Genomic DNA, 21,787 nt, shown 5'->3' with positions numbered 1-21,787 from the left:
GACTTACCGGCGGGTAAGAGGGGTGCAACGGAAAGGCCGTGCGTCCGGGGACATCCCCGGCGCACGGCCCTGCACGACCCTGACGAGTGGGACTACTCGCCCTTCCAGACGGGCTTGCGCTTCTCCGCGAAGGCCGCCGGGCCTTCCATCGCGTCCTGCGAACCGAAGACCGGGATGACGATGTCGTTCTGCTTGGCGAACGCCTCGTCGGCGGTCCAGTCGGCCGACTCCACGATGACCTTCTTGGTGGCCGCGAGCGCCAGCGGGGCGTTCTCGGCGACCTTGAGCGCCAGCTCCTTGGCCGCGGCGAGCGCGCCGCCGGACTCGGTGAGCCGGTTGACGAAGCCCAGCTCCGCCATGCGGTCCGCCGGGTACTTGTCCCCGGTCAGCGCGATCTCCATCGCGATGTGGAACGGGATCCGCTGCGGCAGCCGCAGCAGGCCGCCGCCCGCGGCGACCAGCCCGCGCTTGGGCTCGGGCAGGCCGAACTGCGCGTCCCGCGCCGCCACGACCATGTCGCACGACAGCGCGACCTCGCAGCCGCCCGCGAGCGCGAAGCCCTCGACGGCCGCGATCAGCGGCTTGGCCGCCGGACGCTCCACGATCCCCGCGAACCCGCGGCCCTCGACGGTCGGGTTGTCGCCCGTGAGGAAGCCCTTCAGGTCCATGCCGGCGCAGAACGTGCCGCCCGCGCCGGTGAGGATCCCGATCGACAGGTCCTTGCGCGAGTCCAGCTCGTCCAGCGCCTTGGCGATCCCCTGCGCGACCGCGCTGTTGACCGCGTTGCGCGCCTCGGGACGGTTGATCGTGATGACGAGGACGGCGCCGTCCTCCTCGGTGAGAACAGCCTCGGACATTCAGTGCCTCACTTCGGCTGGAAGCGGATGCCGCCGTCGAACCGGACGGTCTCGCCGTTCATGTAGTCGTTCTCGATGAGGGAGACGACGAGGTGCGCGAACTCCGACGCCTTGCCCATGCGCTTGGGGAACGGCACCGGCTGGGCCAGCTTCGCCTTGAACTCCTCGGCCGCCTCGCCCTCGCCGTAGATCGGCGTGTCGATGATGCCGGGGCAGACCGTGTTGACGCGGACGCCGATCGCGGCGAGGTCGCGGGCGGCGGGCAGCGTCATGCCGACGATGCCGCCCTTGGACGCGGAGTACGCGATCTGCCCGGTCTGGCCCTCCAGGGCCGCGACGGACGCGGTGTTGATGACGACGCCGCGCAGGCCGTCGGCGTCGGCGGGCTCGGTCTTCGCGATCGCCGCCGCGCCGAGGCGCAGGAGGTTGAAGGTGCCGATCAGGTTGATCTGGACGACCTTCTCGAAGGTCGCGAGGTCGTGCGGGGTGCCGTTGCGGTCGACGGTGCGGGTCGCCCAGCCGATGCCGGCGCTGCTGACGAGGACGCGCAGCGGCGCGCCGCTGTCGACGGCGGCCTGGACGGCGGCCTGCACCTGCGTCTCGTCGGTGACGTCGGTCTTGACGAACACGCCGCCGATCTCGTCCGCGAGGGCCTTGCCCTTGTCCTCGTTCAGGTCGGCGACGACTACCTTGGCGCCGGCGGCGGCGAGGGCGCGGACGGTGGCCTCACCGAGACCGCTCGCACCACCGGAGACGACGGCGGAAACTCCGTTCAGGTCCATAAGCAGCACCTTACGTCAGGGGACCGAATGTGGTTCGGGTGATGTTACCCACAAGTCACAATACGGGGAATGTTCCGGCCGCTTCACCCCCGGGCCGCTGGTGGCCGCCCGTCCCGGCCGTGCGGGGCGGGCGTCCGGAGCCGCCCGGACGCGCCGACCCGACGCGGGCTGAGTAATACCAGTCCGCACCCTCGGGGATCCCTAGCAAGAAACGAGCGCGCGGCGTCACCGGACAGTGACGAAGACCTCGCTCGGACGTAAGCCTCCGCCGGGAGACGTGCCGGGGGCCTGACAGGTGACCTGACCGGGCACGTGGCGGCCACCGGACATCTCGGACGATCCGCCCCCACACGGGGACGCCGGGTCGAGAATGGCGGAAATGGCCGACGCTCGATCCTGCGTTCGGACGAGGAGCAGCCACGCCATCTTTGATCATCGACGAGCATTTCCGGAATTCTTCTGGCCGGTGGCCACGTCCGGTCGCGCGCACGTCGGCCCACGCGGCAGCGGGTGAAAGAGATCACGACCCGGTAAACCCACGTTCTTTCTGTCCGAAATCTTGTAACGGTGCGTAATCGAATGCCCGCAGATCACGGAACGACCACGCGACCGGATGAGACATCCACCACGTCGCGGCCACACGACCCTGACGGCCAGGTGAGACCAGCGACGAGAGCACCCGGCCGACCACTACTCAAGGTGATCAACAACAGCGGCTTTAGAGCTGCCCTCACGGCCATCTGAAGCGCACCCGGGGGCCAATTACCCCTATCTGTGACCCAGATCACCGGCCCGGGATCGGCGCAGCTAGCGCGGGCTCCCGGCGCCCTGTCGGCCCCGGAATCCGGCCCTCTGATTTGCCAGATATCCCGGGCTATGGCTACGTTCCTGGCGATCCCTGCGGCTGGACCGCCCGACAACGCCGTCGGCCGGACGCTCGGAAGCGAGACGTCCAGCGGAACCCCGGCCCGCGGCCGGATCACAACAGAACAGCACCACCGACGCGCGAGAAACGGCGCCCCCAACCCATCGCCGCCGCGTCGGACGCCGTGTCCGTGCGGTCAGGAGCACGGAGCCGGAACCGCGACCGGGTCCCGCCGATCCCCTCTTTGGACGGTGCGCGCACCCGAGGCCGCGTCGCAGAACCGAACCCACGCCGGGCACAGCCCTGCCCGAGGGTGACGGCTGCGCCGGTAGGCACCGCCCGCAAGGTCTGGAGTCGTCCTGCATACCCCCCGAACCACCCGGAACACCCCTGCCCGCACGCGCTTCGCCCGCTTCGCGACGGTGGCCTCCGCCGCCGCGATCGGCGCCGGTGTCCTCGTCGCGCCGCAGGCGGTGAACGCGGCCCCGGCCGCCACCCCGCAGATCCGGACGGTGGCCGCCACCAGCACGATCACGTCGGCGCGACGGGCCAAGCAGCGCGAGCGCGCCGACTACGCCGTCCGCTACGCCTACAAGCAGATCGGCGACCCGTACCGCTACGGCGCGGCCGGTCCCGGCTCGTGGGACTGCTCGGGCCTCGCGGGCGGCTCCTGGCGCAAGGCCGGCGTCAAGCTGCCCCGCACGTCGCAGCAGCTCTACCGCGCGGTCAAGTACAAGGTGTCCTGGAAGGGCGCCGTCAAGGGCGACCTGCTGTTCTTCTACGGCGGTCGTACCCACGTCGGCATCTACGTCGGCAAGGGCTACATGATCCACGCGCCGAGCTCCGGCCAGCGCGTCAAGCGGATCAAGCTGAACAGCTACTACAAGCGCAACTTCAACGGCGGGGTCCGGCCCGGCTACTGACACGCGCGTCGAACGGCCCCGTACCCCGTGGTGGGTCCGGGGCCGTTCGCGGTCATGCGTCCTGCGCCGCGTAATCGGTGTAGCCGTGGTGGTCGCCGCCGAAGAACAGGGACGGGTCCGCCGCGTTGTACGGGCCGCCCGCCTTGATCCGCGCGGGCAGGTCGGGGTTGCCGATCCACAGTTCGCCGAACACGACCGCGTCGGCGTCGCCGTCCGCCAGCGCCGCCACGCCGTACTCCGGCTTGGACGGGAACGACTCCGGCGTCGGATGCGGGTTCAGCAGCAGCGTCCCGGGCCAGGCCGCGCGGATGCGCCGCGTCGTCGCCCGGTCCCCGGTCTCCATGATGTGCAGGTACGCGAGCCCGTACGGCGCCACGGCCGCGACGAGCGCCGCGTACAGCTCGTCGGTGTCGCTCTCGGAGAGGCCGTTGGCCCGGCCGCCCGGCGAGACGCGCAGGCCGACGCGCTCGGCGCCGATCGCCTCCACCGTCGCCGCCACGACCTCCACCGCGAACCGGATGCGGTTCGGGATCGAGCCGCCGTAGGCGTCGGTGCGGACGTTGCTGCCGTCCGCGAGGAACTGCTGGATCAGGTAGCCGTTCGCGCCGTGCAGCTCGACACCGTCGAAACCCGCCGCGACCGCGTTGCGCGCCGCGTCCGCGAACTCCCGGACGGCCTGAGCGATGTCGTCGGTCGTCATCTCCTCCGGGACGGGATGGTCCAGCAGCCCGTCCGGGGTGAACAGCTTCTCGCCGGACGCCAGCGGCGACGGGCCGAGCGGCAGCGCCCCGTCGGGCTGGAGCACCGGGTGGCCGACGCGGCCCGAGTGCATGATCTGCGCGAAGATCCGTCCGCCCGCCGCGTGGACGGCGTCGGTCACCGTCCGCCAGGCGGTGACGTGCGAGTCCTCGTGCAGCCCCGGCGTCCAGACATAGCCCTGGGCCCGGCGGCTCGGCTGGACGGCCTCACTGATGATCAGCCCGGCGCTCGCCCGCTGCGCGTAGTACTCGGCCGTCAGCGGCTGGACGTTGCCCTCCTCGTCCGCGCGGCTGCGCGTCATCGGGGCCATCACGATGCGGTTCGGGAGGGTGAGCTTGCCAACCGTCACAGGGGAGAAAAGTGTGTCCGTCATGCACAGCACGCTAGGAAGCCGGTACTACCGGGCGAATCCGTAAGGTTTCGGGGTTTCAGCCCGTAGTTTGGAGCTGTGCTGTACGGCCGGGACGAAGAACAACGACGGATCGCCGCGCTCCTCGCGGGCGCCCGCGAGGGCCGCAGCGGCGCGCTGGTGCTGCGCGGCGAGGCGGGCATCGGGAAGACGGCGCTGCTGGACGCCGTCGTCGAACCGGGGCTGCGGGTCCTGCGCGCGACGGGCGTCGAGGCCGAGGCCGAACTCGCGTTCGCCGGGCTGAGCCAGTTGCTGTGGCCCGTCCGGGACCGGCTGGACGCGCTGCCCGAGCCGCACGCCGCCGCGCTGCACGGCGCGCTCGGCACCGTCCCGGCCGAGCGGCCCGACCGGTTCGCCGCCGGGCTCGCGCTGCTGACGCTGCTCGCCGACCTCGCCGAGACCGAGCCCGTCCTGTGCCTCGTGGACGACGCGCACTGGCTGGACGCCGCGACCGCCGAGTCCCTCCAGTTCGCGGCGCGGCGCCTCACCGCCGAACGGGTCGTCCTGCTGGTCGCCGTCCGGGACGACTGCGCGCCCGGCGCGTGCCGCGTCCCCTGCTTCCCCTTCGCCGGGCTGCCGGAGCTGGTCGTCGACCGGCTGGCGCCCGCGGACGCCGACCGGCTGCTCGCCGCGCGCGGGCTGCCCGCCGCGCGCCGCACGGACGTCATCCGGCAGTCGGCGGGCAACCCGCTCGCCCTGGTCGAGTTCGGCGCCCCGGGGTCGGCGTTCCCCGGCGGCCCCGCGCCGCTGCCCGTCGCCGACCGGGTCCTCGCCGGCTACCAGGCGCGGATCGCGCGCCTGCCCGAACAGAGCCGCTGGATGCTGCTGCTCGCGGCGGCCGAGGGACGCGGGCACCTGTCGTCCCTGCTCACCGCCGCGGCCGAGTCCGGCGCGTCCCTCGCCGACCTCGCGCCCGCCGAACGCGACTGGCTCGTCGCCGTCACGGGCTCGACGCTGTTCTTCCGGCACCCGCTGATCCGCGCCGCCGCCTACCAGAGCGCGCCCGCCGACCGGCGCGTCGCCGCGCACCGCGTCCTCGCCGCGACCGCCGAGAACCCCGACTGCCGCGTGCGGCACCGCGCGTCGGCCGCGATCGCGCCCGACGAGGAGGTGGCCGCCGAGCTGTCCGCCGGCGCCGAGCGGGCGCGGTCGCGCGGCGGGCACGGCACCGCCGCCGCGCTGTACCGCAGGGCCGCCGAGCTGAGCCCGGACGCGGCGGACCGCGTGCGCCGGATCGCGACGGCCGCCGAACTGCACCTGCTGTCCGGGCATCCCGGGGAGGCCGAGGAACTCGCGCTCGGCGCCGAGGGCCTCACCGACGACCCGGTGGAGACCACCCGGCTCGTCCGGGTCCGGGCGGCCGTGGAGTTCGAGCGCGGCGACACCCGGACGGCGGCGCGGATGCTCGTCGACCGGGCCGCGCACACGCCGTCCGGCGAGGTCGTCCCGCTGCTGCGGACCGCCGCGCTCTACGGGTGGACGTCCGGGACGGCGTCCGCCGTGTGCGCCGCCGACGCGCGACTGCGCGCCGCCGGGCTCGACGACCGCTTCGTGCGCGGGCTCGCGCGGATGATCGAGGGCGCGTACGCCGACGGCGTCCCGCCGCTCGCCGCGCACGTCGCCGACGCCCTCGCCGCGTCGCCCGCGTCCCCGGACCGGCCCGACGCCGTCCAGGCGGCCCTCGCGATCGGCGCGGACGACGCCGTGGCCGTCCTCACCGCCGAGGAGATCGCCCACCACCGGCGGCGCGGGCTCCTCGGCGCGCTGCCCGCGCTGCTGCACGCCCAGGCCCGCGTCCAGCTCGAACGCGGCCTGCACGGCGACGCCGCCGCGTCGGTCGAGGAGGCCGCCGCGCTCGCCCGCGACACCGGCCTGACGCGCCGCGCCGGACGGCTCGCGGCGGCGCACGCCCGGCTCGCCGCGATCGAGGGCGACGAGGCCCGCGTCCGCGCGGCGGAGGACGCGGTGCCCGGCGGGGCGTTCGCGCAGGCGGCGCTGGCGCTGCTCGACCTCGGGTCCGGCCGTCCCGACGAGACCGTGCGGCGGCTGGCGCCGCTGGTCGCCGGGCCGCGCCGCCACGCCGCCGGGATGATGTCCTCGATCGCCGACCTGGCCGAGGCGGCGGTGCGGCTGGGCCGGCCGGACGAGGCGCGTCCCGCCGCCGTCCGGCTCCGCGCCTGGGCCGACGCGACCGGGCAGCCGTGGGCGCTCGCGCTCGCGCTGCGCTGCGCGGCCCTGCTGGACGACGCCGAGGACCCTTACCTTCGCGCGCTGGACGAGCACACGCGCGCGGACCGTCCGTTCGAGGCGGCCCGCACCGAGCTGCTGTACGGCGAGTGGTTGCGGCGGCACCGGCGCCGCGCCGACGCCCGCCGTCCGCTGCGCTCCGCGCTGGAGACGTTCGAGCGGCTGCGCGCCGCGCCGTGGGCCGAGCGGGCGCGCGGCGAGCTGCGCGCGACCGGCGAGGCCGTCACGCTCGCGCCCGACGCCGACGCCCTCGACCGCCTCACGCCGCAGGAACGGCAGGTCGTGCGGCTCGCGGCGGCGGGGACGAGCAGCCGGGAGATCGCCGCGCAGCTCTTCCTCAGCCCCCGGACCGTCGAGTACCACCTCTACAAGGCGTACCCAAAACTCGGGGTGTCGTCGCGGCGCGAGCTGGCGGGGCTCGAACTCGTGCCCTGATCTCGGCGTCCAAGGCTGCGATGACGTCCGACCTGATGCGCGCGTCCCTGCTCGGCCTCTCCGTCGGGGACGCGCTGGGATCCCAGTTCTTCGTTCCGCCCAACCGTTCCTACTTCGTCTCCGGCGACCCGGCCGCGGCGGCTCGCGACGCGGCGCTCTCGGCGGAGGTCACGCACCCGCACCCCGAGGCGGTCGCGGGGGCGGTGGCCGTCGCCGTCGCCGCCGCGCTGCGCGCCGCCGGACCGTCCGCGCCGGGGCCGTTCCTGGACGAGATCCTGCGGCACGTCGCGTCCGGACGCGTCCGGACGGGGATCGTCGCGGCGCGTCGGCTGCTGCCGCTGTCGGACGCGTCCGCGGTCGCCCGGGTGCTCGGCAACGGACGGCTCGTCGCGGCGCACGACACCGTCCCGTTCACGCTGTGGGTCGCCGCCCGGCACGGCGGCGACTACCGGACGGCGTTCTGGGCCACCGCGGCGGCGGGCGGCGACGTGGACACGACCTGCGCGATCGTCGGCGGCATCCTCGGGACGCCCCCGCCGGACTGGGCCGCGGGCACCGAGCCCCTGCCGTCCTGGCTCCCCGCGCCTTACTGAGGTGCGCACGCCGACGCCCGCCCTCTACACTCGGAGTGTCTGCCGGAGACCGAAATCCGTCGCTCCCCGCCCCGGACCGTCCGGGACCGGGCCGCCCGGACACCAGGTCCCCGCAGGTCGGCGGGCACAAGGGTCGCTAGCTCAATTGGCAGAGCTCCGGACTTTTAATCCGTAGGTTGTGGGTTCGAGTCCCACGCGACCCACCTGAGCAGGTCGAAGACCAATGAGGGGCGTCCGGCCCCACCAGACCCCCACGATGGGTGATCTAAGCCGCCTTGATGCGGCGGCGCTCTGAGGGGTCGGCGTACATGTCGAGCGTGATGCCGGCCTTGCTGTGCCCGAGGACGGCCTGGACGGTGAAGACCGCCTTGAGCATCGGGTCAGCGCCTTTCGGCGGCCCGGGCAGCACGAAAGCCGAGGTCTTCTCGGTCGGCACCGCTCTTGAATCCCAGCCGGTGGCCGACTGAAACCCGTCCCGCCCCGTCCGGCGGCGGCTCGGCGGGCGCGGGAACTACGCTCAGTCAACCGTCATTACTTTTGTTGAGAACAAGGGAGTTTCCCTATGACCACCGTCCCGGCGGGACCTCAGACTCCCGCCATTGCCCCGGAGTACTTCCGCGACGCTGTGCCGTCCGGGGTCCTTCGGGTGGGGGGGCCGCACGAGTCACCTCGCCCGTGCGTACGCCCAACGGGCCATCGACGCGCTCGCGGCCGTCGCGCCGGGTCTGGAGATCGAGTACGTGCCGATCGAGACGAGCGCGGACCGCCACAAGGGCGACCTGTCGGACCTGGGCGGCAAGGGCCTGTTCATGAAGGAGATCGACAAGGCCCTGGCGACCGGTCAGATCGACGCGGCCGTCCACGCCATGAAGGACGTGCCCGGAGACGTCCCGCTGCCCAAGGGCCTGGTCTTCGCCGCCTACCTGCGCCGCGAGGACGTCCGCGACGCCGTGGTCTTCCCCGAGGGCTCCAAGCACACCAGCATCGCCGAGCTGCCGCCCGGCGCGCGGATCGGGACCTCGGCGGTGCGCCGCAAGGCCCAGCTCCTGCGGCGGCGACCCGACCTCAATATCCAGCGCTACCGGGGCAACGTCGTTCCGCGGATCACCCGCCTGGACGAGGAACGCGAGATGGACGCCCTGGTGCTCGCCCGTGGCGGCCTGGTCGAACTCGGCATGGACCACCGCATCTCCCAAGTCCTGACGACGGACGAGATGTGCCCCGCCATCGGAGCCGGAGTCGTCGGCGTCCAGTGCCGCAAGGGTGACGAAGGCATCGTCGAACTGCTCCAGATGATCGACCATGCCGAGACGCGGACCCACATCCTCGCCGAGCGCACGATGCTGCACGCCCTCCAAGGGCACTGCAACAGTCCGATCGCGGGCCACTGCCACACCACCGAGGACGGTCAGCTCAGCCTGATCGGCATGGTCTTCAGCCGCGACGGCGACACGTTCGCCTACGCCCACGAGTGGGACACCACCGACCACGCCTCCGAGCTGGGCGCGTTCGTCGCCGCGTCCCTGACCCGCAAGAACGCCCGCAGCATCATCGCCGGCACCCGCCTGCACTGACCGACCATGACCACCCGGATCGCGAGCCGGCACGCGCGGCCGTGCGATGTCCGGTCGCTTGTCGCGGCACGGCTCAGGTGCCGGCGATCCAGCTTCCGTGCAATCCGAGTGGGATCCGGCTCGGCAGGTGGATCCGGGCGATCGGCTCGCCGGTGAAGTCCTGCGCCGCCAGGATCACCAGGTCCGAGGCGTTCCGTTCGGGGTTGTGGACATAGGACAGGACATAGCCGTCGTCCTCGGCGCGGGCGCCGGAACGCGGGACGAAGACCGCCTCGCTCGCGCTCGCGTGCTTCGGGAACCGGTGGAACTGCGACCGCCCGGTGGCCAGGTCGTGCTTGACCAGGCCGTTGCTGAACGCCGAGTCGGGAGTCGAGCCGTGCCCGTAGGACTTCAGGAAGTCGGCGGTCGCGGCGGTGTAGCCGTACCGGTGCCTGCGGCTGACCTGCGCGTCCGGGACCCGGGGGAACTCCTGCGGACGGTCGTCGAGCTGAGTCCGGCGGACGCTGCGGCGGGCCCGGTCGATCGTCCAGCGCACCAGCGCGGGCGGCGCGCTGGTCGACAGGCGGTCGGCGCTGAACGGCGCGGGGAACTCCACATAGTCGACCACGATGTCGCCGCCGTCGTCGTAGGCGTTGAGCGTGTGCGAAATATAGGAGGGGGGCACGGTGATCCAGGTGACCGCTCCCCCGGCGCGCGGGAAGTATCCGACCCGGTTGGAGCGCTCGGTGTCCCAGACCCAGGGGATTTTCTGTCCGTGCTTCATGGCGTCCAGGTCGAACATGATCGGTTGGTCGTAGAGGACGACGTATTTCTCGGTGAGCGCGAAGTCGTGCATGAGAATCGTCCCGCCCATGGGAATCTTGCGGGCCGACCGCACTTCACCGGCCGCGCCGACCACGACGTACTGGACGTAGTCGGTGCTCTCGTCGTAGCTCACCGAGTGCAGTTCGCCGGTGCCGGGATCGAGCTTGGCGTGGGCCGACATGGTTCCGGCCCATGTGCCGTTGAAGTCGCACGGTCCGACCGTGTAAAGCTCGTCGGTGAGTTCCTGCGGACGGGCGGTTCCCTCTTGTAGCGCGAGGGTCTTGCCGCGGAATCCGATGACGTTGATGTTCGAGGGGAAGTCGGTTTCGGCGGGCACTCCGCGTACCGGCTCGCCGAGCTTTTCGGCGGTGCCCTTCGCGCGGACCCAGCGGCTGCGGTACCACTCGGCCCTGCCGTCGCGGAGCTGGACGCCGTGGACCATCCCGTCGCCGACCAGCCAGTGGTGGGCGAGCGGGTCCTCCAGTCCGAGCACGTTGGGGCCGTTGCGCAACAGGCGGCCGGTCAGGTCCTGAGGGATCGTGCCGGTGACCGCCAGGTCGAACGCGGTCACCTCGAACGGGACCGGCGCGAATTCGCCTTCGAGGAACGGGTTTCCGCTGTCGCGTTTTCTGCGCGGGGCTAGCTGGGCCGCCTTGGCCGGTAGCGCGCCGATCGCGCCGGCTCCGAGCACCGTGCCGACGGAAAGGCCGGCGGCCAGCGCGTTGCGGCGGGACATCTGCTGGGACATCGTTCACCTCCGAGGACGAGACAAGACGTCTCGTTCCACGATGCTAAGCCCGTGACGTCCCCCGGGTCAAGACGAGTCGTCTCGTTTCGCATAGACTCACCGGTCATGGCCACCGAACCGGCGAACCCGCGTTACCGGAGCGAGCGCTCCCACCAGGCGATCCTCGACGCCGCGCTGAAGCTCTGCCTGGAGCAGGGGTTCGCCAGAACCAGCGTCGACGCGATCGCCAGGGAAGCCGGGGTGGGCAAGCAGACGATCTACCGCTGGTGGCCGTCCAAGGCCGCGGTGCTGGTGGAGGCGATCAACCGGCGGAGCGCGCCGTCCGTCGACTTCCCCGACACCGGCGACGTCTACGCCGACCTGCGCGACCAGATGGTCGCCGTCGCGAAGTTCTTCCAGACGACGCAGTCCTCGACGTACCGGGAGGTCATCGGTGCCGCCCAGTCCGACCCGGCGGCGGCGCAGGCCATCCTGGACACGCTGGTCAATCCTCGCGTCCAGGGCTGCCGGCGCCGACTGGAACGGGCGCAGCGGCAGGGTCAGATCAGGGCCGACGCCGCGCTCGACGACATCGTCGAACTCATCTACGCCCCGCTCTACTACCGCCTGCTGATGGGGACCCGTCCGACCACGCCCGAGCAGGTCGACGACATCCTGAACCTGGTGTTCGACGGCCTCCGCCCGCGAACCCCGTCCCCGCGCTGAGCCCTGAGATCAGCAGCGGCGCGGGGAGCGCGGGAGTTCGGTCAGGACGGGACGCGCCCGAAGATCCTGCTGCCCGGGGCGGCCGGGTCGTCGCCCGCCCAGAACTCGTACCAGTGGGCGGCGAACTCGGTGCGGGAGATCGCGCCGTCGCCGTCGGAGTCCAGCAGGGCGAAGGTTCCGGCGTCGGCGGGGCCGCCGCTCCACGCCTCGATCATCTGCCGGTACTCGGCCGGGGAGATGAGGCCGTCGCCGTTCTCGTCCACGGCCTCGAACATCGCGTCGGCGGTCGCGGTGACCGCGTCGGGCATGGTCGTGAGGAGGTCCACGACGGTCAGGACGTCGTCCACCAGGACCGCGTCGGCCGTGCGGGAATGGACGGCCAGGGTGTCCCACCAGCCGCGCATGACGTCCAGGAGCCGTTCCTCGTCGCCCGCGACCCGGATCGCCGCCCACCGGCGGGCGAGGGCCTCGAAGTCCGTCGCGCGGAGGGCGCCGTCGCCGTCGCCGTCCATGGCGTCGAAGACCAGCCGCACTTTGTCTCGCTGAAAAGAGGTCGCCATGTCTTCGCTTGTCCCCTTATTTCCGCAGAGCCGCACGGTCCTCAGAGCGAGCACGGCGTCACGGGACGGTGACGTCTTGATTGCCTGGAGTGACAGCCCGGCTTTTATCGGGACGCCGCGGTGAGCTTGGCTGGGTTCATCATCCACAGGACCTGGTCGACGCGGTCGCCGGACGCGTTGACGGTCAGGACGGTGAACAGCTCGCCGTCGCGGCGGAGCAGCGCGGCGGCCTGGCCGTTGACGGTGGCCCATTCGACGGCGACGCCCGTCCAGAACCGGTCCGCGAACGCCCGGACGTACTTGGCGACGCGGGCCGCGCCCACCACGGGGAACCGGGACGCCCGGACGGCGCCGCCGCCGTCGGAGTAGCTGACGGCATCCGTGGCGAGGATCTTCTCCAGGGCCGCGAGGTCTCCGGCGCGGGCGGCGGTCACGAACGCGGTCAGCAGCCGACGCTGTTCGGCCACGGTCGCGGGCGCGCGGCGCTCGGACCGCACATGCTTGCGTGCCCTGCTGACGAGCTGCCGCGCCGCCGCCTCGCTCGTCCGGACGATCTCGGCGATGCGCGGATAGGGGTAGTCGAACGCCTCCCGCAGGACGTAGGCCGCGCGTTCGGTCGGCGACAGCCGCTCCAGCAGGATCAGGACGGCGAAACCCAGGGCCTCGCCGCGTTCGGCGCCGAGATGCGGATCATCGCCCGTGGCCACCGGTTCGGGCAGCCACGGGCCGGTGTAGGCCTCACGGCGCACGCGCGCGGACTGCAGGACGTTGATCGCGAGCCGGGTCGTCGCCGTCGCCAGGAACGCAACCGGGTCGGCCACGGCGGCGCGGTCGTAGGTCTGCCAGCGCAGCCACGCGTCCTGGACCACGTCCTCGGCTTCGGCGGCGCTGCCCAGCATCCGGTAGGCGATGCCGAACAGGCGCGGCCGGACGTCGGCGAAGACGGCCGCGGCGGCGTCGAGATCGTCCGCCACGGCGCCCCCCGTCGATGCTGGTCCGCCGCCAGCCTCTCACGCGCCCCGGGCGGCGGCGCGGTGGGCCGCCGCCCGGCGCCGGGGACGCGGCTACACGGCGTCCGTTCCGGCCAGCCAGTCGGCGTACTTGAGCGTGCCGAGCCGCGCGCCGTCGTCGTCCGGGACGAGCGTCCGCTCGTCCAGTTCGGCCCCGAAGTAGTGCGCGTGCGGGTCGGTGACGACCTCGCGCGGGTCGTGCCAGGCCGTCAGGGCGTCGCGGAAGAACTCGTCCATCCGGAAGCTCTGCGGGCCGGCGATCTCGATCGAGCCGTTCAGCGGCGCGCCCACCGCGACGTCGGCGACCGTCCCGGCGACCTCGTCGCCCGCGATCGGCTGGAAGAGGACCGGCGGCATGCGGACGGTGCCGCCGTCCGTCGCGCCGTCGGCGATCTGCCGCGCGAACTCGAAGAACTGGGTCGCGTGGACGATCGAGAACGGGATCGGCGCGTCCTCGATCAGCTTCTCCTGCGCGACCTTCGCCCGGAAGTAGCCGATGTCGTGCCGCCGCCGCGTGCCGACGATCGACAGCGCGACGTGGTGGCCCACTCCGGCCGCCTCCTCGGCCGCCAGCAGGTTGCGGGTGGACGTCTCGAAGAAGTTCAGCACCGCGGCGTCCTCGAAGGACGGTGAGTTGGACACGTCCACCACCACCGAGGCACCGGCCAGCGCCTCGTCCAGGCCCGCGCCGGTGAGCGCGTTGACGCCGGTGTTCGGGGAGGCGGGGACGGCCTCGTGACCGCGTTCGCCGAGACTCGTGACGAGCTTGGACCCGATCAGGCCGGTGCCCCCGATGACCACGATCTTCATGACACGCCTTCCTGTCCGCCGGGCGCCGACCGCCCGGTCGCCAGCTAGGACCGGACACCCCTCCTACCTGTGACGGCTTCGGCGAAAGATCCTGCGGGCGGCGCCACCGTCCAAGGATCGGTTGACCCTCGGGTCGGGGCCTTTTTAATCTTGGCCGGTTGTCGGACAGCCGGACGAGAAAGGGCCTGCGATGAGTTCGCCAGTGGGCGGGGAGACGTTCAGGTTCCAGGCCGAGGCCGCCCAGATCCTCGACCTCATGGCGCATTCTCTCTACAGCAACAAGGAGATCTTTCTCCGCGAGCTGATCTCGAACGCGTCGGACGCGATCGACCGGCTGCGCATCGAGCGGTTCTCGCGGCCCGAGACGGTCGCGGACGAGCCGGAGGACGCGCCGGGCATCCGCGTCGCCTTCGACAAGGACGCGGGCACGATCACGATCTCCGACAACGGCATCGGCATGAGCCGCCAGGAGGTCATCGACAACATCGGCACGATCGCGCGGTCGGGCACCGGCGAGTTCCTGCGGGCGATGTCGGGCGACCAGCGGGCCGACACGGCGCTGATCGGGCAGTTCGGCGTCGGTTTCTACGCCGCGTTCATCGTCGCCGACCGGGTCGTGCTGACCACGCGGCGCGCCGGGCTCGGGCCGGACGCGGGCGTGCGCTGGTCGTCCGACGGCAAGGGCGAGTACACGCTGGCGGCCGTCGAGCGCGCCGAGCGGGGCACCACGATCGTCCTCCACCTGCGCGACGGCGAGGACGACCTGCTCAACGAGCACCGGCTCCGCACGATCGTCCAGCGCTACTCCGACCACATCAGCCTGCCCATCGCGATCGGCGACGACGACGCGCCGGTGAACCGGGCGTCGGCCCTGTGGGCGCGTCCCCGCAGCGAGCTGGCCGAGAGCGACTACCACGAGTACTACCGGCACCTCACCGGCGACTATGCCGATCCGCTCGCGTATCTGCACGCGAAGGTGGAGGGACGGTACGAGTACACGCTGCTGCTGTTCGTCCCGTCCCAGGCGCCGTTCGACCTGTGGATCCCGCAGGCCACGCACGGCGTGAAACTGCACGTCCAGCGGGTGTTCATCCTGGAGGACACCGGGCAGCTCATGCCGCGCCACCTGCGGTTCGTGCGCGGGATCATCGATTCGAGCGACCTGCCGCTGAACGTGTCCCGGGAGATCCTCCAGGGGAGCCGGGCGGTCGAGCACATCCGGTCCAGCGCCGTCCGGAAGGTGCTGGCGCTGCTCAAGGACATGGCGAAGGACGACCCCGAGAAGTACGCCGTGTTCTGGAAGCAGTTCGGGGCCGTCCTCAAGGAGGGCGTCGCCGACGACCCCGCCCACCGCGAGGACCTCGCCGAACTGCTGCGCTTCACGTCCACCCGGTCCGCGACGCAGGACGCCGACGTCTCGCTCGCCGACTACGTCGCCCGGATGAAGGACGGGCAGGACAAGATCTACTACCTGCTCGCGCCGAACCCGTCCGCCGCCGCGAGCAGCCCGCACCTGGAGGCGTTCCGCGCCAAGGACATCGAGGTGCTGCTGCTCGGCGACGCGGTGGACAACTTCGTGGTGACCGGCCTCCCGCCCGAGTACCGGGGCAAGCGGCTCCAGTCCGTCGCGCAGGGCGCTCCCGACTTCGGCGCGCTGGAGGACGCGACGGAGAAGGAGGCCGCCGAGAAGGCGGGTTCGGACTACGCCGACCTCATCGGCAGGCTCAAGGAGCACCTCGCGGGACGGGCCTGGGACGTGCGCGTCACCAGCCGCCTCACGACGTCGCCCGCCTGCGTCGTCGCCAACGAGGCCGACACCGACTTCACGCTGGCGCGCCGGATGCGCGGGACCGGGCTCCCGAACCAGCCGGTCCTGGAGATCAACCCCCGGCATCCGCTGGTCGAGCGCCTCAACCGCGGCCAGGACGATCCGCGCCTCGCCGACTGGGCGAACGTCCTGTTCGACCAGGCCGTCCTGACCGCCGGGGCGCGTCTGGAGGAGCCGGGCGCGTTCGTGGCCCGCCTGAACGACCTGCTGATCGCCCTGACCGGCGAGACCCCCGCGTCCAACTGACCACCTCCCGCACGTGGACGCCCGGCCCCGGGCGGCGTGGCCGGATGAGGTCAGGATGACGGTTCTTGATCACGTTCGGCTGTAGGGATGGGGGATGGCTCGACGCGGTACGGACCTGCGCCCCGCGCTGCGCGGGTTCTATGTGATCATCGGCATCGGCATCGGCGCGTTCGTCAACGTCGCCACGTCCGGGCACCGGTGGGCGTTCATTCCGCTCGCCGTGCTGTCCGTCCTGGCGATCGCCTACGAGGTCTACGCCTACCTCTCCGAGCGGACCACCGGCCCGGCCGACCCGGTCTGGGAGTTCGCCGAGGGACGGCTCCCCTACGTCGGACTGACGGCGATGACGATGGCCGACGCCGGGGTGTTCTTCGGCCATTCGATCGAGCGCCGCAGCATGCTGAGCCGTCTGGAGGCGAAGCACGCGGACCCCGCCGACCGGTTCATCCCGGTGATGGGGCCGTCCGGTGTCGGCAAGTCGTCGCTGGTGCGGGCGGGTGTGCTGCCCGTCCTGGCGCGGCGGCCGCAGTGGATCCTGGTGCCCGAGTTCAGCCCCGGCAGGCATCCGTTCGAGGCGCTCGCCAAGTCCCTGGACGAAGCGCTGCCCGGCATCGGCTCGGTGGACCTCGCGCAGCGGCTGCGCACCGAGCCCGGGATGCTGGCCGAGTGCCTGGCCCGGCTGCGGACGGAGCGCAACCGCCGGTCGGGGCGCGTCCTCCTCGTGATCGACCAGGCCGAGGAACTGCTCGGCGCCGAGATGGCGCAGGAGCGGGAGAACTTCCTGCGGGTGCTGCGCGAGGCCGTCCGCGCCGACCCCGGGCTGTGGCTCATCGGCCTGGTGCGGTCGGAGTTCCTCACCCCGATCCTGCAGAGCACGTTCGGTTCGCTGCTGCGCAACCCGGTCAACGTCGCCGCGCTGAGCCCCGAGGAGCTTCAGGAGGTCGTCCGCGGCCCGGCGCGGCGCGCGGGCGTCACGTTCGCGCCGGACAACCTGGTCTTCACGCTGGTCGCCGACACCGGGGGCGGCGCGGCGCTGCCGCATCTGGCGTACGTGCTGAACAAGCTGTACGTCGAGTCCGACGACTTCACGATCACGCGGGAGGACTACGAGCGGATCGGCGGGGTCGCGGGCGCCGTCGCCGACGCGGCCGAAGCCGCCTACGACAGCCTCGGGCCGCGCCGTGACGCCGTCCTGCCGGTCCTGCTGCGCTTCGTGACGCGCAGCGAGGAGGGCGCGCTGCTCGGCCAGCCCGTCCCGGCCTCGACGCTCAGCGACCTGGAGCGCGAACTGCTCCAGCCGTTCGTGGACGCGCGGCTGATCGTCGGCTCGGACGCCGAGGCCCCCGCCTACCAGGTGGCCCACGAGGCGTTCCTCACCTCCTGGCCGCGCCTGGTCCAGGAGATCGACGTCGTCGGCGAGTTCCTGCGGCGGCGCGACGACCTGGAGCGGTGGGCGTCGGACTGGTCGCGGATGGGACGCCGTGACGCCTACCTGATCTCCGAGGAGCGGCTGGCCGAGATCGAGCGGTGGCTGGAGCAGCGGCCCGACCTCGTCCCGCGCACCGAGCCGATCGCCGAGTTCCTGCGGCGCAGCAGGCGGCTCAGCGACATGGCGATGAAGCGGCTGGCGGCCTCGGTGGCCGAGCGGGCGCTCGCCCGGGTCACCGACGATCCCGACTACGCGCTCGCCGCCGCCGTCGAGGCCGTGCGCTGCGCGGACACCTCGCCGGCCCGCCGCGCGCTGGTCGCCGCGCTGAACGCCGCGCGGACCCGCGCCGTCCTCACCGGCCATACCGACCATGTCGAGAACGTGGCGTGGTCCCCCACCGGGTCGGTGATCGCGACGGTGTCCAGCGACGGGACGGCCCGGCTCTGGTCGGTGACCGACCGCGCGCAGAGCGCTCCGGCGCTGCCGCACGGCGACGTGGTGTTCGGCCTCGCCTGGGCGCCCGACGGGTCCCGGTTCGTCACGGCGAGCCTGGACGGACGGGCGCGGATCTGGTCGGCGGACGGGGCCGGGGCGCCGCTCGTCCTGGAGGGGGCGGGCGACCAGCTCTGGAACGCGGCATGGTCCCCCGACGGCGCACAGGTCGCCGCCGCCTGCAACAACGGCACCGTCCTGCTGTGGAACGCGGGGGAGCCCGCGCCGGCGCTCGTCCTGCGCGGGCACGAGGCGGTCGCATGGGGTGTCGACTTCTCCCCCGACGGCCGGCACGTCGTCACCGGAGCGCGCGACGGCACCGCCCGGATCTGGGACCGGACGACGGGCGGCGAGCTGCTGCGTCTCACCGGCCATGAGGGCTGGGTCCACAACGTGGCGTACTCGCCGGACGGTTCCCTGGTGGCGAGCACGTCGCTGGACCAGACCGTCCGGATCTGGGACACCGCGACCGGCCGCGCGGTGGCCGTGCTGGTCGGCCACGGCGACACGACCCAGGGCCTGAGCTGGTCCCGGGACGGACGCTGGCTCGCCACCGGCTCGTTCGACGCCACGATCCGCGTGTGGAGCACCGAGACCTGGCGCGAGACCGCCGTGCTGCGCGGGCACAAGGAGGCCGCGATGGCGGTGTCCTGGTCGGACGACTCGCGCTATCTCGTCACCGGGAGCTGGGACGGCACGGTCCGCATCTGGGACGCGTTCGCCGACGGCTCCCTCGCGGCCCGTCGCGCCCTGCCGGACTGGGCGCAGTCGCTCGCGTGGGCCCCCGGCGGCGACCGGCTGGCCGTGGGCGTCAAGGACGGCACCGTCCACCTGCTGCACGGTTCGGACCTGCGGACGCTGTCGGTGCTGTCCGGCCATGCGAGCTGGGTGCACGGCGTCGCGTGGTCCCCGGACGGCACGTTGCTCGCGACCGGTTCGATGGACTCCACCGCCCGCGTCTGGGACGTCCTCACCGGCGAGGTGCTGACCGTGCTCGACGCCGAGACGGCCCGTCCGGTCTGGGGTGTGGCGTTCTCGCCCGACTCCGCCCGGGTGGCCACCGCGTCGCACGACTTCACCGTCCGGCTGTGGGAAGCGCGGACCGGCGCCGAGCAGCGCGTGCTGCGCGGGCACCGGGGCTTTGTCCACACGGTCGCGTTCTCCCCGGACGGCACACGCGTCGCGAGCGGGTCCGAGGACGGGACCGTCCGCATCTGGGACGCCGCCACCGGCGATCTCGTCGCGGTGGCGAGCGGGCACCGCGCGGGCGTGCGGACCGTCGCCTACTCACCGGACGGGCTACGGCTGGCGTCCGGATCCGACGACCAGACGCTGCGCGTGTGGGAGGCGTCCACCGGACGGCTGCTGCACGAGATGCGCGCGGCAGCGGGCTCAGCGCAGTGCGTGGCCTGGTCGCGGAACGGCGACCGCCTGGCCGGCGGCTACAACGACGGCGGCGTGCGGCTGTGGGATCCGCAGACGGCGGTGGAGGTGTTCACGCTCGGCGTCCACGACGGCCCGGTCGCGAGCGTGGCGTTCACCCCGGACGGCGGCCGGATCGCCAGCTCGTCCGACGACGGCAGCGTCCGGCTGTGGAACGCGACCGGCGACATGGCCTCGCTCCTGCACATCGCCGAGGCCCGGATCTTCACCCCGCTCACCGACGACGACCGGCAGGCTCTGTTGCTCCCGCCCGCCCGCTGACGCCGGAGCGGCGGACGGTGATCGACGCGACCTCGAACGTGAACGGGACGGTGCGGTCGGGACGGAAGTGCAGGGTGCCGTCGTCCACGGACATGCCGATGACCAGGTGGGCGTGGAACCGCGCGCCCACGCCCTTCCGGTCGGAGTGGACGGCCCGCAGCGGCCCCGGCGGGCGGCCGAGGTACCAGGTCACGCGCCGCGCGCCGAGCCGCACCGCGATGTCGAGCCAGGCGCCGCGCCGCACCAGCGGGCTGGCGCAGAAGCACGCGCTGTCCTTCACGTGGTTCGCGAACTCCAGCGTGTTGGGACGGTCGGAGTGCCACTCGAAGACGTCCACCTCGTTGCCGCCCTGGCGCCACGTCCAGATCCCGGGCCACGCCCCGTACCGGGCGGTCGGGAGCCGGACGCGGGTGGTGATGACGTCCCCGGTGCGGACCTCGAAGCCGTCGCCGCCCGAGCCGCACGAGTCGCCGGTGCTCAGCAGGCCCGTCCGCCAGCGTCCGCCCGGCAGGGGGCTCGCGGTGACGGCCAGGCGCCCGGACGGCGTGGACAGGGCCGCGCGCGACAGGCTGTCGAGCTTGAAGTTCTTCCGGTTGGTCGTGCAGTCGGGATAGGCCGCGCTCCGCCACCCCCACCGGCGGCCGGTGCCGAGGTCGAGGCGCTCGAAGGTGTCGTGCAGCGGGACGCGCCCGCGCGACGGGGCGTACGGCCGTCCGCCCGGCCCGACCGTGGTGACCGGCAGCGCGTCGCGGGGCGCGGGCGGGTGCTGCGGCGCGCCGAGCCCGCACCCGCCCGCGGCCAGCACGAGCACGACGGCCGTCGCGAGGCGCGACGGCGGTAAAACGTTCCACACGAGGAGTGAGAGTAACCGCACTCTCCGTGGCCGAGGCGAATTTGACGCACCGGCACGCGGGGCGCCTCCGTCGGCGGTCGGCTAGCGTCGGTAATGATCACGAGCGAAGGAGCCGCCATGCTGCCCTGGTCCGCCGACCTGGCCGGACGTCTCGACGAGCACCTGTTCTCCAGCGCGCTGCTGGCGGACAACCCGCTGGGCGATCCCGCCGAGCGTCCCCTGCTCGTCTACACGCCACCCGGCTACGACGACGATCCCGGCCGCCGCCACCCCACCGTCTACGTGATCATGGGGTACACCGGCCACGTCCAGATGTGGCGCAACCGGACGCCGTTCCGGCAGCCGTTCCCCGAGACCGCCGACGCGGTGTTCGCCCGCGCCGAGGCCCCGCCCGCGATCCTCGTCTACGTGGACGCCTGGACGGCCTACGGCGGCAGCCAGTACCTCGACAGCCGCGGCACCGGCCGGTACCACTCCTATCTGTGCGACGAGATCGTCCCGTGGGTGGACGCGCACTACCGGACGCTGGACGCCCCCGAGCACCGCGCGATCACCGGCAAGTCCAGCGGCGGCTACGGCGCGATGATCACGCCGATGCTGCGGCCCGACCTGTTCGGCGCCCTCGCCACCCACGCGGGCGACTCGCTGTTCGAGTACTCCTGGATGCCGGACTTCCCGAAGGCCGTCCGGCATCTGCGCGGATACGACGGCGACATCCTGCGCTGGTGGGACGACTTCCGGTCGCGGGTGGCGTTCACCCGTCCCGAGGACGTCGAGCTGCTGGAGATGCTCGGTTGCGCGGCCTGCTACTCGCCGGACGAAGACGGCACGCCCGTCCTGCCGTTCGACCCGCGCACCGGCGTGCTCCGCGAGGACGTGTGGGCGCGGTGGCTGGCGCTGGACCCCGTCCGGATGGTCCCGGACCACGCCGAGACGCTGCGCTCCATGCGGGCGATCTGGATCGACGGCGGCACGAAGGACGAATGGTTCCTCGACGTCGGCGCGACGGCCTACCACCGGGCGCTGCTGGACGCGGGCGTCGCCGCCGACCGGATCCACTTCGAGCTGTTCGAGGGAGCGCACGGCGGCATCGACTACCGGTACCCGCTCGCCCTGGCCTGGATCTGCGAGCGCATCGCGCCGTGAGAACTGTC

General features: G+C 72.6%; 16 protein-coding genes and 1 tRNA gene. 9 read left to right on the top strand and 8 right to left on the bottom strand.

Features of this window, described 5'->3' with window-relative positions:
- Window positions 1-92: 92 nt before the first annotated feature.
- Together BTM25_RS05860 and BTM25_RS05855 are read right to left on the bottom strand one after the other, a co-directional pair.
- Window positions 93-857 carry a crotonase/enoyl-CoA hydratase family protein gene (locus BTM25_RS05860; protein ID WP_103561693.1) on the bottom strand — a complete coding sequence of 255 codons (765 nt, stop codon included), beginning with the start codon at window positions 855-857 and terminating at the stop codon, window positions 93-95.
- A gap of 8 nt (window positions 858-865) precedes the next feature.
- On the bottom strand, window positions 866-1,639 hold the full coding sequence (locus tag BTM25_RS05855; RefSeq protein ID WP_103561692.1) for an SDR family oxidoreductase: 774 nt from the start codon (window positions 1,637-1,639) through the stop codon (window positions 866-868).
- Between the two features lie 1,287 nt (window positions 1,640-2,926).
- Here BTM25_RS05855 and BTM25_RS05850 point away from each other — a divergent pair.
- Complete coding sequence (locus BTM25_RS05850) at window positions 2,927-3,427, top strand: C40 family peptidase (RefSeq protein ID WP_103561691.1); 501 nt, start codon at window positions 2,927-2,929, stop codon at window positions 3,425-3,427.
- Window positions 3,428-3,479: 52 nt separating this feature from the next.
- Here the strand turns inward: BTM25_RS05850 and BTM25_RS05845 are convergent, their stop codons facing one another.
- On the bottom strand, window positions 3,480-4,559 hold the full coding sequence (locus BTM25_RS05845) for an alkene reductase (RefSeq protein ID WP_103562776.1): 1,080 nt from the start codon (window positions 4,557-4,559) through the stop codon (window positions 3,480-3,482).
- 75 nt (window positions 4,560-4,634) lie between these two features.
- Between BTM25_RS05845 and BTM25_RS05840 the strand changes: the two genes are divergently transcribed.
- The 4 genes from BTM25_RS05840 to hemC all read left to right on the top strand — a co-directional run bounded on the left by BTM25_RS05840 (window position 4,635) and on the right by hemC (window position 9,444).
- Complete coding sequence (locus BTM25_RS05840; protein ID WP_103561690.1) at window positions 4,635-7,277, top strand: helix-turn-helix transcriptional regulator; 2,643 nt, start codon at window positions 4,635-4,637, stop codon at window positions 7,275-7,277.
- 20 nt (window positions 7,278-7,297) lie between these two features.
- Entirely contained in the window at window positions 7,298-7,870 is a 573-nt protein-coding gene (locus BTM25_RS05835) for an ADP-ribosylglycohydrolase family protein (protein ID WP_103561689.1), read from the top strand.
- A gap of 130 nt (window positions 7,871-8,000) precedes the next feature.
- Window positions 8,001-8,073, top strand: a tRNA-Lys gene (locus tag BTM25_RS05830).
- A 396-nt stretch (window positions 8,074-8,469) separates the two neighbouring features.
- Window positions 8,470-9,444, top strand: a complete 975-nt coding sequence (hemC, locus tag BTM25_RS05825) for a hydroxymethylbilane synthase (RefSeq protein WP_205647975.1) — start codon at window positions 8,470-8,472, stop codon at window positions 9,442-9,444.
- A 73-nt stretch (window positions 9,445-9,517) separates the two neighbouring features.
- Here the strand turns inward: hemC and BTM25_RS05820 are convergent, their stop codons facing one another.
- Window positions 9,518-10,996, bottom strand: coding sequence for a carotenoid oxygenase family protein (locus BTM25_RS05820; RefSeq protein WP_103561688.1), 1,479 nt, complete (start codon window positions 10,994-10,996; stop codon window positions 9,518-9,520).
- Window positions 10,997-11,101: 105 nt separating this feature from the next.
- Here BTM25_RS05820 and BTM25_RS05815 point away from each other — a divergent pair, with 105 nt between their 5' ends.
- Window positions 11,102-11,701, top strand: coding sequence for a TetR/AcrR family transcriptional regulator (locus tag BTM25_RS05815; protein ID WP_103561687.1), 600 nt, complete (start codon window positions 11,102-11,104; stop codon window positions 11,699-11,701).
- Window positions 11,702-11,742: 41 nt separating this feature from the next.
- Here BTM25_RS05815 and BTM25_RS05810 read toward each other — a convergent pair whose 3' ends face one another.
- The 3 genes from BTM25_RS05810 to BTM25_RS05800 form a co-directional block, all read right to left on the bottom strand.
- Window positions 11,743-12,261, bottom strand: coding sequence for an EF-hand domain-containing protein (locus BTM25_RS05810; RefSeq protein ID WP_103561686.1), 519 nt, complete (start codon window positions 12,259-12,261; stop codon window positions 11,743-11,745).
- 104 nt (window positions 12,262-12,365) lie between these two features.
- Window positions 12,366-13,235, bottom strand: coding sequence for an RNA polymerase sigma-70 factor (locus BTM25_RS05805; protein WP_103561685.1), 870 nt, complete (start codon window positions 13,233-13,235; stop codon window positions 12,366-12,368).
- 90 nt (window positions 13,236-13,325) lie between these two features.
- A complete protein-coding gene (locus BTM25_RS05800) occupies window positions 13,326-14,081 on the bottom strand; it encodes an SDR family oxidoreductase (RefSeq protein WP_103561684.1) in 756 nt (251 codons plus the stop codon).
- A 190-nt stretch (window positions 14,082-14,271) separates the two neighbouring features.
- Here BTM25_RS05800 and htpG point away from each other — a divergent pair, with 190 nt between their 5' ends.
- Window positions 14,272-16,155: a molecular chaperone HtpG gene (htpG, locus tag BTM25_RS05795; RefSeq protein WP_103561683.1), complete on the top strand. Its 1,884-nt coding sequence runs from the start codon at window positions 14,272-14,274 to the stop codon at window positions 16,153-16,155.
- 94 nt (window positions 16,156-16,249) lie between these two features.
- The gene (locus BTM25_RS05790) at window positions 16,250-19,780 is read left to right on the top strand and encodes an nSTAND1 domain-containing NTPase (protein WP_103561682.1); all 3,531 of its coding nucleotides are present in this window, start codon (window positions 16,250-16,252) and stop codon (window positions 19,778-19,780) included.
- Here the strand turns inward: BTM25_RS05790 and BTM25_RS05785 are convergent.
- Entirely contained in the window at window positions 19,734-20,633 is a 900-nt protein-coding gene (locus tag BTM25_RS05785) for a LamG domain-containing protein (RefSeq protein ID WP_235828255.1), read from the bottom strand. The two genes, BTM25_RS05790 and BTM25_RS05785, sit on opposite strands and share 47 nt — an antisense overlap.
- Before the next feature lie 117 nt (window positions 20,634-20,750).
- On the opposite strand from BTM25_RS05785, the gene BTM25_RS05780 reads away from it, so the two are divergent.
- Window positions 20,751-21,779: an alpha/beta hydrolase gene (locus BTM25_RS05780; protein ID WP_103561681.1), complete on the top strand. Its 1,029-nt coding sequence runs from the start codon at window positions 20,751-20,753 to the stop codon at window positions 21,777-21,779.
- The last annotated feature ends 8 nt before the right edge of the window (window positions 21,780-21,787 follow it).

The sequence above is a fragment of the Actinomadura rubteroloni genome, assembly GCF_002911665.1.
Classification (GTDB): domain Bacteria; phylum Actinomycetota; class Actinomycetes; order Streptosporangiales; family Streptosporangiaceae; genus Spirillospora; species Spirillospora rubteroloni.
The sequence above is the reverse complement of the archived record's forward strand: the minus strand, read 5'-3'. Positions and strand labels throughout refer to the sequence as shown.